This window comes from Pseudoalteromonas sp. 2CM28B (assembly GCF_023161935.1).
This window is the reverse complement of record NZ_JALNTH010000043.1, coordinates 16,749-29,608: the sequence shown is the minus strand read 5'-3', so window position 1 is coordinate 29,608 and position 12,860 is coordinate 16,749. Positions and strand designations below refer to the sequence as shown.

At 34.3% G+C, this 12,860-nt stretch carries 12 protein-coding genes; all 12 read left to right on the top strand.

The genetic code is table 11. From position 1 onward, the window contains the following. On the top strand, window positions 1–882 hold the full coding sequence (rfbA, locus tag MTN96_RS31595) for a glucose-1-phosphate thymidylyltransferase RfbA (protein WP_248534081.1): 882 nt from the start codon (window positions 1–3) through the stop codon (window positions 880–882). A 219-nt stretch (window positions 883–1,101) separates the two neighbouring features. Then, window positions 1,102–1,347, top strand: coding sequence for an acyl carrier protein (locus tag MTN96_RS31590; protein WP_138595476.1), 246 nt, complete (start codon window positions 1,102–1,104; stop codon window positions 1,345–1,347). Next, window positions 1,340–2,674 carry an AMP-binding protein gene (locus MTN96_RS31585; RefSeq protein ID WP_248534079.1) on the top strand — a complete coding sequence of 445 codons (1,335 nt, stop codon included), beginning with the start codon at window positions 1,340–1,342 and terminating at the stop codon, window positions 2,672–2,674. Before MTN96_RS31590 ends, MTN96_RS31585 begins: the two co-directional genes overlap by 8 nt. Window position 2,675: 1 nt before the next feature. Next, a complete protein-coding gene (locus MTN96_RS31580) occupies window positions 2,676–3,401 on the top strand; it encodes an SDR family NAD(P)-dependent oxidoreductase (protein WP_138595480.1) in 726 nt (241 codons plus the stop codon). A gap of 10 nt (window positions 3,402–3,411) precedes the next feature. Next, complete coding sequence (locus MTN96_RS31575; RefSeq protein ID WP_248534077.1) at window positions 3,412–4,137, top strand: hypothetical protein; 726 nt, start codon at window positions 3,412–3,414, stop codon at window positions 4,135–4,137. A gap of 88 nt (window positions 4,138–4,225) precedes the next feature. Further along, on the top strand, window positions 4,226–5,350 hold the full coding sequence (rffA, locus tag MTN96_RS31570; RefSeq protein ID WP_248534075.1) for a dTDP-4-amino-4,6-dideoxygalactose transaminase: 1,125 nt from the start codon (window positions 4,226–4,228) through the stop codon (window positions 5,348–5,350). Then, window positions 5,347–6,759, top strand: coding sequence for a lipopolysaccharide biosynthesis protein (locus MTN96_RS31565; protein WP_248534074.1), 1,413 nt, complete (start codon window positions 5,347–5,349; stop codon window positions 6,757–6,759). Before rffA ends, MTN96_RS31565 begins: the two co-directional genes overlap by 4 nt. 3 nt (window positions 6,760–6,762) lie before the next feature. Then, window positions 6,763–8,034 (top strand): glycosyltransferase, encoded by a 1,272-nt coding sequence (locus MTN96_RS31560; RefSeq protein WP_248534072.1) that lies wholly within the window; start codon window positions 6,763–6,765, stop codon window positions 8,032–8,034. A gap of 230 nt (window positions 8,035–8,264) precedes the next feature. Beyond that, window positions 8,265–9,773, top strand: coding sequence for a hypothetical protein (locus MTN96_RS31555; RefSeq protein ID WP_248534070.1), 1,509 nt, complete (start codon window positions 8,265–8,267; stop codon window positions 9,771–9,773). A gap of 2 nt (window positions 9,774–9,775) precedes the next feature. Continuing rightward, the gene (locus MTN96_RS31550; RefSeq protein WP_248534068.1) at window positions 9,776–10,885 is read left to right on the top strand and encodes a glycosyltransferase; all 1,110 of its coding nucleotides are present in this window, start codon (window positions 9,776–9,778) and stop codon (window positions 10,883–10,885) included. Next, on the top strand, window positions 10,882–11,589 hold the full coding sequence (locus tag MTN96_RS31545; protein ID WP_248534066.1) for a WecB/TagA/CpsF family glycosyltransferase: 708 nt from the start codon (window positions 10,882–10,884) through the stop codon (window positions 11,587–11,589). The genes MTN96_RS31550 and MTN96_RS31545 overlap by 4 nt, the downstream gene beginning before the upstream one ends. Next, window positions 11,579–12,799 (top strand): O-antigen ligase family protein, encoded by a 1,221-nt coding sequence (locus MTN96_RS37210; RefSeq protein WP_248534064.1) that lies wholly within the window; start codon window positions 11,579–11,581, stop codon window positions 12,797–12,799. The genes MTN96_RS31545 and MTN96_RS37210 overlap by 11 nt, the downstream gene beginning before the upstream one ends. Window positions 12,800–12,860: the final 61 nt, after the last annotated feature.

Genomic DNA, 12,860 nt, shown 5'->3' with positions numbered 1-12,860 from the left:
ATGAAAGGAATTATCCTTGCCGGTGGTTCAGGCACTCGCCTTTACCCGATTACAATGGGCGTATCTAAGCAATTACTCCCAATTTATGATAAGCCGATGATTTATTATCCGCTATCGGTATTAATGTTGGCGGGCATTCGAGAAGTGCTTATTATTACCACCCCAGAGGATAGTGACTCATTTAAGCGTTTACTGGGTGATGGTTCACAATTTGGTATTGAGCTTAGCTATACAGTACAGCCAAACCCCGATGGATTAGCGCAGGCTTTTATACTTGGTGAAGACTTTATTGGTGATGATGATGTATGCCTAGTATTGGGTGATAACATTTTTTATGGCCAAGGTTTTACGCCTAAGTTAAAGCACGCTGTTGAAAATGCCAAAAACGGCCAAGGTGCTACTGTATTTGGTTATCAAGTAAAAGATCCTGAACGCTTTGGTGTGGTTGAGTTTGACGAAAACCTAAAAGCTATTTCTATTGAAGAAAAACCAAGTAAGCCTAAGTCACACTTTGCAGTAACAGGGCTATATTTTTACGATAACTCAGTAGTTAAAATGGCTAAGCAAGTAGAGCCATCACACCGTGGTGAACTTGAAATTACTTGCTTAAACGAAATGTATTTAGAGCAAGGTAAGCTTAATGTAGAAATGCTTGGTCGGGGTTTTGCTTGGTTAGACACAGGTACTCACGAAAGCTTACTTGAAGCCGCGCAGTTTGTTGAAACAATCGAGAAACGTCAAGGTTATAAAATAGCCTGTTTAGAAGAAATTGCATTTAACAATGGATGGCTGTCAAAGCGACAAGTTGCAAAATTAGCCCAACCTTTTATCAAAAATAGCTATGGAAAATATCTATTAGAAATTATTGAGAGCAAACTGTAAGGGCGGTAAGTTAATTGGTTCCTCTTACTATAATGAGCTAAGAAAAGCGGCTTTTTTGTTATTAATAAATATAGAATAGTCATTTTTGATGGTTAAAACAAAAAAGTAGCAAAAAAACAAAAAATATTAATTAAAATTATGAAATACATGAGTTTATTTATGATTGTGTTTTATTAGCAATTGAATATTATAATGAGTTTTAATATATAAGGGTAAATTATGAGAGCTATTATTCTAGAAAAATTTAATGAAGCATTAGAGCAAACTGATAAAGAAAAAACATATGTAGATATAAAAGATGATCAAATACTACTTGAAACAGATCTTGATTCATTAGGATTTGCTATTTTAGTAGCTTTACTTGAAGAAGAACTTGATATTGATCCTTTCCAAATAATGGAAGAGCCAGTGTACCCGACTACATTTGGTGAGTTTGTTGCAATTTATGAGCAGGCAAATGCTTAATAAGCTTTTAGATTATATAAATTTAGTACCTTTGGAACGCTGTTTTATTAAAGCTGAAAATAGGTCAGTAACCTATAAACAATTAAATGAGATTACTTTTGAGTTTATTGATAGGTATAGCTTTTTAAAAGACAAGAATTGCGCTGTTACTTCAAACGATAGACTCTCTTTAGCTTTATATTTACCTGCAATTGATAGTTTAGCTAAAACTATTTTTTTACAAGCAAGTGATTTAGATGAAGATACAACCAGTAGCTTTTATGAAAACGCTGAAATTGAATATATCATAACTTTAAAAGCTAACAATGAGATCGTTATTAAAAAGCTGAACACTGTGAGTGTAATTGAACAATCACATGGCTGGCTTTTAGCTACTTCAGGAACTACAGGTACACCTAAGTTAGTGTCGTTTAGTTTAGAACGACTAATAAGTACTGCTCAAAAAAACATTGAGTTGGGTAGTATTTATAACTGGGGGTTATGTTATGACTTGAATAGGTTTGCAGGTTTGCAAGTATATTTACAAGTTGTCGCTGCAGGCTCAGTGCTTACAATTAGCGAAAGTGAACATTCAATTAGTGACATTGTTAATATATTTAGTTTTAACCAAGTAAACTCAGTATCTGCAACGCCTTCTTTTTGGCGTAAAGTCCTAATGACAGAAAACGCTTCATCATTAGAGCTTAAAAAAATCACTTTAGGTGGAGAAATAAGCACTCAAAGTATACTTAATGCTCTTCAGCATCAGTATTCTACGGCTAAAATAACACATATATATGCTTCAACCGAAGCTGGTGTTGGTTTTGCTGTTAAGGATAACAAGGAAGGTTTTCCTGCTAATTACTTATTAGCAAATAGTGAGTTAGGTATAAGTCTCAAAATAATAAACAAAGAGCTTTGGATTAGAAGTGAACGTTCTAATAGTGCTTTATTGGCTGGGCATGTAGATATTGATGAGCAGGGCTTCATAAACACGGGTGATCTTGTCGAGTGTATTGATGAGCGTGTGATATTTTTAGGTCGAAGTAGCGGTGCCATTAACGTTGGTGGTAATAAAGTAATGCCTGAAAAAATAGAGGCGATTATAAATCAATGTAATAGTGTCAGTTATTCTCGAGTGTTTGGTAAAAGTAACTCTATGTTAGGTACGATAGTGTGTGCGGAAGTTGTATTAGAAGACTCTGCAAAAAGTTTAAGCGCTAAAGATCTAAAAACGAATATTTTAAGATTATGTAAAGATGAACTAGAAACACACGAAGTACCGGTGTTGCTGAAATTTGTTGAAACTATTGCTACTAATTCAACGGGTAAATTAATAAGGTTTTAAAGTGGAAAAAACAGTTATTGTAACAGGTACGGGTAAAGGCTTAGGTTTAGCGTTATGCCATCAACTCTTAACTAACGACTACAAAGTAATCGCAGTGAGCAGAACTTTAACTGAAGAGTTTAAAGTGTTACAGCTAAAGCACTCGGATAAATTGTTTTTTTATGAGTATGATTTCTCAGATACAACGAATATATCTAAGCTGGTAAAAAAAATCACTACAGAGCATGGGCGGCCTTACGGGCTAATAAATAACGCCGCTATAGGTAATGATGGTGTGCTTGGTACAATGCATGAGAGTGACATTGCTCAAAGCATTAAAGTTAATATTGAAGCCCCTATTTTATTCACAAAATATGTTTCGCGCGCAATGTTGCTTAACAAGGCCGGTAGAATAATTAATGTTGGCTCTATTATTGGTTCGACTGGCTTCAGTGGTTTAAGCGTCTACGGCGCAACTAAGTCAGCACTAGGAGGTTTTACCAAGTCACTAGCACGTGAGCTTGGCAAGGTAGGGATAACGGTTAATACTTTAGCACCAGGTTATATGGAAACTAGCATGACGGATGGTCTTCAAGGTGACAAGCTTGAAAAGATTAAAAGAAGAAGTTGTATAGGCCGATTAGCAAGTGTAGATGATGCTGCATCTGCAGCGTTATATTTACTATCGGCTAACGCAGCAGGTGTAACGGGGACAACGTTAACAGTGGACGCTGGTAGCACTGCTTGAGGGGATAAGTATGATTAGAGGACGTTATACCCCATGGGATGAGTCTGCACTCAAACTAAGAACATTTGAGATATTAGAGATTGATACGAAAAATATCGAGAGTACTCAAATAGAGTTGAATGATAACTCTTTTTGTAATGCAGATCTTATATATGGTAGATTTCCAGCTAATAATTTTGTAGTTAAAGAGTTATTGTTTAAAAGTGGTTATATCGCATGTGAAACTAGCTTCAGAATTGCGCTTGGTAAATTACATGAATATACACTACCGCCTCTCTACTCAAGAAGGATGCTGCCGGTTAATAAGGCAAAAAAAAGTGAATTTAAGGATATTGCAGATATAGCACGTGATATGTTTAAGTTCTCTAGATTCCATGAAGACCCGTTTATTCAGAAGCACCTCTCAGATATTAGAATGTACCAATGGGTTAATGACCTTGCCAATCAAGATGTTGCGTGTTTAGTCAATAAGTCAAATCTCGGTGATATAATTTCCTTTATGATTTACAAAGTAAATGATCGAAAACAGGTTGATTTAATCCTAGGAGGGAGTAAAAAAGGCTTTGAAATGCACTCTCCATTTTTTTGGGGTTCAGTAATTAGTTATTTTAAAAGCGAAGGATTAAGTAAGATACTTACTACTATATCCGCTGCAAATAATGGGGTTCTTACTTTGTATCAGAACCTTGGGTTTAAAATAATTGAAACGAATATAGATTACCATAAGCATGTATGATTGCACCTGCTTAGTAAGTTAGTGTTAATGTTGAAAATCACTACCTTGCATGCATAACGCTATCAGTCAGTATAAAATTGAGATAAAAATGATACCATTTAACATTCCTCCTAAAGTAGGTACAGAATTAGCGTATATCAAGCAAGCGATTGCATCAGACAAGTTATGCGGCGATGGTTACTTCTCTAAAAAATGCGAAAAATGGTTTGAAGACAGCTTCAACACAACAAAAGCATTACTAACTCCCTCATGTACAGCATCGTTAGAACTAGCCGCTATTCTGATCGATATTCAGCCTGGTGATGAAGTTATAATGCCCTCATACACATTTGTATCTACAGCGAATGCGTTTGTATTACGTGGTGCAAAAATTATATTTGTTGACGTTCGTCCGGACACAATGAATATTGATGAAACACTCATTGAAGCTGCTATTACGGCTAAAACAAAAGCAATAGTGCCAGTACATTACGCAGGTGTAGCTTGTGAAATGGATACAATACTCGCTATCGCAGAAAAACATGACTTGTGGGTAGTAGAAGATGCAGCACAAGGCGTAATGTCTACTTATAAAAATAAAGCACTAGGCGCGATAGGGCACATCGGCTGTTATAGTTTTCATGAAACCAAAAACTATTCATCGGGTGGCGAAGGCGGAGCAATATTAATTAATGACCCCAAGCTAGTTGCTAGGGCTGAGATCATCCGTGAAAAAGGCACTAATCGCAGTCAATTTTTACATGGCATAGTTGATAAATATACTTGGCAAGATATAGGTTCGAGTTTTTTACCAAGTGAATTGCAGGCTGCATATTTATATGCTCAATTAGAATCTGCTAGTGAGATAAATGACTTTCGCTTGTCACTATGGAATAACTATTACACTGAGTTTAGTAAAATATTGCAACCAGCGCAGCTCCCACACATACCTAATGATTTAAAACACAATGCACATATGTTTTATATTAAATTAGGTACTAGCGAGGAAAGAGCTAAATTTATATCCTTTATGAAAACGTGCGATATTATCACTCCTTTTCATTATATCCCACTGCATTCAAGCCCTGCAGGAAAACAGTTTGGCGAGTTTATTGGTGATGATAACTTTACTACCGTTGAAAGCTCAAAACTAGTTCGTTTGCCTCTTTATTATGGAATGCCTATAAAAATACAACAAGAAGTTATTAAACGTGTGCTGGAGTTTTTTTCTTGAATTTAAAAAAAATCCTGCAGTTTTCAATTGGGCCAATTGGTGCTGCTGCTTTAAGTTTAATTACTTTGCCTTTTGTGGCGTGGTTCTTTACGGTTGAAGATGTTGGCCGTTTAACTATGTTACAAGTTGTACTTAGTTTAGCTGTATCATTATTTAGTTTAGCTATGCATCAGGCATATGTTCGTGAATACCATGAAGAAGACGATAAACAAGCTTTATTTAAGGTTAGTGTTATCCCTGGTTTAGCAGTTTTGTTATTAGTAAGTGTGATTACAATAGCACTGCCATTTTCAATTTCGATGCTGCTGTTTGAGATTGATTCTACTCTACTTTCTTTCATGTTATTTATAGGGATTTTTGCTAGTTTTTTTATTAATTTTTTAGCACATGTAGTAAGAATGCAAGAGCGTGGCTTGGTTTTTTCTGCTACAAAAATCACACCGAAACTTTTTTTATTAATTTTTATCGGCTTAATCATGTTGTTAAATTTAAAAGCTGAATTTAAGACATTAATGATAATGAATACGCTGGCTGTTTTATCATCGTTAATGATGTTTTTATGGTTAACCAGAGATACTTGGCTACCTGCTCTCAAAAAAAATGTAAGTATTGTGTTGCTAATAAAAATGCTTAAATTTAGTCTCCCATTAGTTGCAGGTGGTATTGCATATTGGGGGTTAACAACGATGGACCGATTTTTTTTGCGCAGCTTGTCTGGTTTTGATGAGTTAGGGATTTACGCAGTAGCTGTGGCTCTAGCTGGTGCGGTATCTGTTGTATCTAGCATTTTTTCTAATATTTGGCATCCAATTTTGTACAAATGGGCTAAAGAAGGGATAGCTCAAAAAAAAGTACAATGTGTTATTGATAATATGATTATTTTTGTTGCGTTAATATGGTCTTTAGCGGGTGTGTTTTCCTTTATAGTACCTTGGTTTTTACCAAAAGAATATCAAGCTATTGAGTATTTAATTGTTGCATGCGTCGCAATGCCGTTGTTTTATTTGTTGAGTGAAACTACTGGAGTTGGTATTGGTATAACTCGTCGATCTAAATATTCAATGTTTGCATCAATTTCAGCATTTTTGGTAAATGCGTTATTGAATTATTTACTAATACCTGATTATGGCGCCACTGGTGCTGCGCTTGCAACAGTGTTAGCATTTTTTGTTTTCTTTATAGTTAAAACTGAGTTTAGCGCAAGGTTGTGGTGTGCAATACCACGGATAAAAATGTACATACTCATTCTTTCTTATGTTATTGGCACATTAGTAATGGTGTTAAGTAAAGCAAACTTAGGACACTTCTATTTAATGTGGGTTTTCTTATTTGTTTTTACTTGCTTGCTTTATAGAAGCAGGGTTTCTGAGAATGTAAATATATTAAAATTTTTTTTAGAGAAAAGGTAGCAAATGTTATTTATTTATGGAACCTTATCCGTAGGTGGTATCGAAACATTTTTTGTAAGAATGGCGAAAGAGCGATTCCATAAAAACCTACACACTTCTATTTTGTTATTATCGAAGCCTGAAAGAAGTAATGACGAGTTGCTATCTGAAATAAAAAAATATGCTAGCGTGATTTATCCCGAGGATATTTTTTATGGATTTTCATTTTTTTGTCGCCGATTTCCACTTCTGTCACCGGTTAAACCAAAAGCACTCTTAGATAAACTAATGAAAGTTGATCAAATCCACGCTTTTGATGGTATGCATGCCCTACTTGGCTACAGATTATCTCAAATATTAGATAGGAAACTTCCTGTTACAATAGGCTTTTATCATTACATCAAATATCTTTGGGGTGGGGGAAATGTCGCTTGGCACGAAAAATTAAATAGGGATTTCATATTTAATTATCTTCCCGAAAAGTCGTTACTTTTTTTCTCTGAGGGTAACCGTGAGCTATACATTAAGCATAAAAAACAAGAGTTTGGGGAGTCAAATACATTTAGGTTGGGAGTGATAGACAAGAAAGAGGTAGCACTTTCAGGTGATTTAATCACACCACTTAAAATTGTAGCTGTTGGCCGATTGGTAGAATTTAAAACCTATAATTTTTATATGATAGATGTTGTTAAAAAGCTAATAGATAAAGGAATTGATGTTGAATTTGATATATATGGTGATGGGCCATTAAAGCAGCAAATTCAAGAGAAAATAAAAAAAGCCAACTTGCAAGATAAAATCTTATTAAAAGGGACTTTAGATTATTCTAAATTCGATACAACAATAGCTAATTATGACCTTTTTATTGGTAGTGGCACTGCGATTATACAGGCTTCTGCGTTGGGCGTTCCATGTATAGTTGGTGTAGAAAATATGATTGCTCCCAAGACTTATGGGTACTTTTGTGATGTTTGGCAGCATGAATATAACTTAAAAGGGTTAGATTTATCATTATTTAAGGTTGAAGATATTATCCATGAATTTATTAGTATGGAAAAAAAACAACGGTTAGAACTAAAACAAAAGCATCTTAATTGCATTGTTATGTTTACAAATGAAAGCTGCCAGAACTCAATGGATGAGTTAAAAAAAATAGAAATGCCTCAAGCTGAATTTAAATACAACCGCTTTTTTTACATCATATCTAGAGGTATTGATGTCATTAACATTAAATTTAATAAAAAACATCCTCGTGTAACTCAATTTGAAGATTTTAAGAGGTTTGAAAAGCAATAGCTTCATAATTGCAGAGTGAAAATATTTTTACCTAACAATATACAAGAATGATTTAAAGTAATATGGGCTTGTTTAGTTATATTGCTTTAGCTACCCAGTGGTTTAAAACGAAAAAATATTATACAAAACGTTTTTGTGGCAGTTTGTTACATGGATTGTTTAGTTAATTATTTAAAAGCGTTAGCTTGTATTGAACTAAGTTGATTTATAATTTTAATTGTAGGTTGTGAATGGAAAGTGGCATACGGACTATAAAGTCTAAAATTAATGAAACGATAATATTGAAAGGGGACTTGGCAGGTCATAATCCAAAGTATGTATATTTAGCAGAGAACAAAAACTTTCTTTTAGTTAGTGATTCTATTACTGAATTGCTTGATTGTGATAAAGTCAAAAAACCTTTAAAAATAAATGAGAGCAGCCTTTCCTTTCTACTTCAAAGCGCCGTCGTGCCTCCTCCCCGTACTATATATGAAAATATATTTATACTGAGTATTGGCGACACCCTTAAAGTTGAATGTAAAAATGGAAAATTTAATTTAACATTTAGTCATCAGTTTCCATTTATGGATAAATACCGAGATGAAAATCAAACAGAACCAAAATATGACGAAATATTATCATTAATTACTTCTGCAACGCTTTCTCGATTGGATAATAAAAGGGAGTCTTTCTTATTTCATAGTGCGGGTAAAGATAGTAACACTATTGCTTTGGCATTGGCTGAGTCTGGATTACAAGATAAATTTACTTTAGTAACTCATCGTTCAGAGAAAGGTGGTGACGAAAGTGAAATTAGTAAAAAAATCGCGAAAAAATTAGGTTTTAAGCATCAGATATTAAAGGAAGAAGAAAAGATTGATTTTAATTATCAAAATCAAATAGAAGACTTTTTTAGAAACTCCCCTTTTCCATGCGTTGATAATGTTACTCTTGCATACCCTCTATATAGCCTTCAGATGCCTCAACTTTCCAAATCAAATCTTATTTTTGGAGATGGGAATGATAGTCACATGCTATCGCCTTTAGATCGCAGGCAGAGGTTGTTTCTACCTTTTTCAAGGGGCTTATCCAATTTTAGTGGCTTTCGTGACAGTCTTAATTCAGAAAGTACTCTTGTTCCATTCTTTAGAACTCCAGCTGAGTTATTTGGAATGACAGGTTTGACCTATAAAGATAGTTTAAGAGTATATCCATCTAGTTGTAGTGTTTATCAATATTGGAAAAGTGAATCGGATAAGCGTAGTAGTTATAGTGGTACAGAGTTAAAGTCTGATATATATGCTACTAGGTCTATTTCAGAAAGAATGATAAGAAAGCTCTATAATTTTGCTGATTATGTTGAAAGTAATGCGATTCTCCCATTTGCAGATAGCGAAGTAGCTAAGTACTTTGGGAAAATACCTAAGCGATATTTACTTAATGAAAAAACGTTAGAAAATAAGTTGATTTTACGTAAGTTATTAATGGATAAAATGGATTTAGATTCTAATAAAATCGGAAAAATGGGCTGGAGCTTTGATTCACGAGGTATAGTTTTAAAGAATAAGGAGATTATTTATGCAGAAGTGTGTAATTGTAAGTATTGGGATTCTGTGGAGCTTAATCTGCTATTAAATAGATTATATAAAAATATTGGCCTTAATTCGCGAAAGGGAATCGTATCTGCAAGTTTAATTTATAGGGTTTACCTTATTTCTTTGTGGCTTAATCACAGCAAATACATCAGAGCACAATAACTATGAAAGTCGTTTTTTATCTAGATAATCTCAAAGGTGGTGGTGTTCAACGTAGAACCATGCGCTTATTGAAAGGCATAGTAGAGCAGAGTGAGGGACGTTTTATAGATCTAAACTTGGTAATAAATCAAGGGGCTGGCGAAAATATCAATATGGTTCCTGCAGAAGTAAAATTACACGTGTTAGGAGGTAAGGCAGGAAGGCAGCTAAATGACTCATTGGAAAGCGCTTTAATCAGCTTAACCCCTGATATAGTTGTTTGTTGTATGGGGCAGCAGTTTATCCAAGCGATTAAACATAAGGGCAAATTACTTGATATTTGTCGCTGGTATATAATTCAAGCAGTTCCTGTCAATTTGATTGCTAATTCATGGTACAGCAATCTAATTCGTAAGCTTGCTATTCGTTATTTTTACCCTAAGGCTGATAAAGTTCTCTGCGTTTCAAAAGATGTACAGTCGACTGTCGATCGTTTAGGGTTGCAGAGAAAGACGCTTACTATTTATAACCCAGTAGTATCAGAAAACTTATTGGATTTATCAAATGAACCGGCAGAGCACGAATTCTTCTCTAAAGAACACACAGTATTAGTCGCTGCTGGACGCCTTAATGTGCAAAAGGATTATTTTACCCTAATAAAAGCTTTTTATTTGTTGAAAAAAATGAATGCTAATAATACCTCTTATAAGTTATTAATATTAGGCGGTGGTGAGCTTCTTGAAAAAATCAACTCTTTAGTCTGCGACTTAGGTTTGCAGGATGATGTAGACTTGGTTGGATTTGTCGATAACCCATACAAATACATAAAAAAATCTGATTTATTTGTAATGTCTTCGTTATGGGAGGGGTTGCCTAACGCGATGATTGAAGCATTAGCTATAGGTAAAAAGGTTGTGTCAACTGACTGTATCGCCGGGCCTCGAGAGATATTAGATAACGGTAAATATGGGACATTAGTTCCAATGCAAGACCCTGAGGCGTTGGCTAACGGTATTATATACGAGCTCGAACAAAATAGAGATACAGAGGTACTTGTTAGGCGTGGCTGGATGTTTAGTGTTAAAAACTCAGCTGAAAATTATATTAAATTATTTGAAAACGGTAAATTGTGAAGATATCAAAGTTCTTAAAAACAAAATATGTAGATGTTAAAAAGCTAGCAAATGAGAATGATTTTAAACCGGGTGCCTATATATATGTAAACCCATTTAACTATCTTTTTTTGAGGAAGCGTTCGGATATTACTGATGTTGCCTTTTATCGCTCCGATGGTTTTTATTTAATTTCAGTGTTAAAAACGTTTCTACCCAAAAGTATTAACTTTTATCGTCAATCATTCGATATGACATCATTAGCGCCAATAGTATTCGATTATTGCCAGCGTAACAATCTATCTGTTTTTATTGCTGGTGGTAAACCTGGCGATGCAAGCAAGTTTAAAGAGCGTTTATCTGAGCGTTTTCCTGGACTAGTTTGGAAAGGCGATACAGATGGTTATAAGAGCGAAGAAGAAATTATAAAATGTGTATTAGATGCCAATGCAGATGTTGTAATCCTTGGTTTAGGAAATATTAAACAGGAGTCTGTTGCAGGAAGGTTGGCAACTTTAAATAAAGGATTATATTTTACTTGTGGAGCGTTTATTTCTCAAACAGCCAACAGTAAAACTATTGATTACTATCCGGGGTGGGTAAATAAATATAATCTGCGTTGGTTATATAGGTTTTTTACTGAAAGCCACGTTATAAAAAGAGTCGTAAAATATTATCCAGTTTTTTTAGTTTATTTCTTACGAGATTTAATTAGTGATAGGTAATAAATTAAACTCAACGATTGCCTTTGTTTTATTTTCAATTATTGTATTTTTTCCTACCTATATTGGTGGTTTATCGCTGCATGCAGGTCAAAAGTTTTTATATTTACTGTTTCCTTTATTTATTATTTTATTCTTGATAGGGCGGAGAAAGGTTGAAATTCCGACTATTTCGGTTGTTTTATTTATACTGTTTGTATTTTTTCTCATTACGGTTATATCTAAAGTTGAGTTTATTAATATTCAAATAGCATTAGCACATTTTCGTTATCTGGCATATTTTTTCGTTTTTACAGTTAGCTATAATATTGCTAGACGTTTTAAGGTTACTCTGGGAGAGTTAAGGGGCGCTTTGATTTGTTTAGTTTCAATTATATTGCTGTTTGTTATTGCTCAGTTATTATTGCCTGAGCTTATTATGAAGTTTGGCATAACAAACAGGGAAGGGATTGGGCGTTTAGGGTTAAGGATAGGAGGGCCTTTTGTTTGGTCATATTCTTACGGTTTTGCTCTAATGCCAATATTTTATATGATTTACTTCAGTTTAGTTAAAGGAGATGCAAACCTTAACCTTATTTTATTACTAGGCTTGATTTTACTTACCGTTTTAGCTGGCCAATCAAAAGCAGCTTACTTAGCTTATGTTGCTGCATTTATTTTTTTTATTCCTATGTCATATAGATATGGAAATAAAAAACATGCAAGTATATTCCTACTATCTTTGCTTTTGATTGTCTTGGCTTTAGGAGTATATGTTGCTGCTAATTTAGAAGAGTTTGGTAATATACATAGGTTTATTGTAGCTTTATCAAGTGAGGGGGCAGATGCATCAACCCAAACAAGGCTGAATCAGCTGTTCTACATTAAGAAGACCCTCGATGAAAATATACTGTTAGGCTACCCTATTAATTACATTATAATCGAAAATGGTTATGGTTATTATTTGTATAATTATGGTGTCGTTGGCCTATTATGCTATTTGTCTTTGTTGTGTTTCTTATTTCTTTCTGCTTACAAAGCTGTGCACCTTGCTCATAAAAATTGTAACCTCACTAATAATGACAAAACAGTTACATTAGGTTATTTGGCTTTTGTAATTGGTGCCATAGTGTTTTCTTTAGCGAATTCACCGTTGGATGGCCACAAAGTCGCGTACTTTTTTTGGACGTTTAGCGGTTTATTTTGGGGTAGTTTTAAAAATCAAAGCCAATGAAGTAAGCTTTTTTAAAGCTTGGGGATCCAATTTTACTTTTATGGGTTGTGATACTTATTAA

Coding starts and splice junctions, on each gene's coding strand:
- rfbA (WP_248534081.1), top strand. CDS start 1: ATGAAAGGAATTATCCTTGCCGGTGGTTCAGGCACTCGCCTTTACCCG.
- MTN96_RS31590 (WP_138595476.1), top strand. CDS start 1,102: ATGAGAGCTATTATTCTAGAAAAATTTAATGAAGCATTAGAGCAAACT.
- MTN96_RS31585 (WP_248534079.1), top strand. CDS start 1,340: ATGCTTAATAAGCTTTTAGATTATATAAATTTAGTACCTTTGGAACGC.
- MTN96_RS31575 (WP_248534077.1), top strand. CDS start 3,412: ATGATTAGAGGACGTTATACCCCATGGGATGAGTCTGCACTCAAACTA.
- rffA (WP_248534075.1), top strand. CDS start 4,226: ATGATACCATTTAACATTCCTCCTAAAGTAGGTACAGAATTAGCGTAT.
- MTN96_RS31560 (WP_248534072.1), top strand. CDS start 6,763: ATGTTATTTATTTATGGAACCTTATCCGTAGGTGGTATCGAAACATTT.
- MTN96_RS31555 (WP_248534070.1), top strand. CDS start 8,265: ATGGAAAGTGGCATACGGACTATAAAGTCTAAAATTAATGAAACGATA.
- MTN96_RS31550 (WP_248534068.1), top strand. CDS start 9,776: ATGAAAGTCGTTTTTTATCTAGATAATCTCAAAGGTGGTGGTGTTCAA.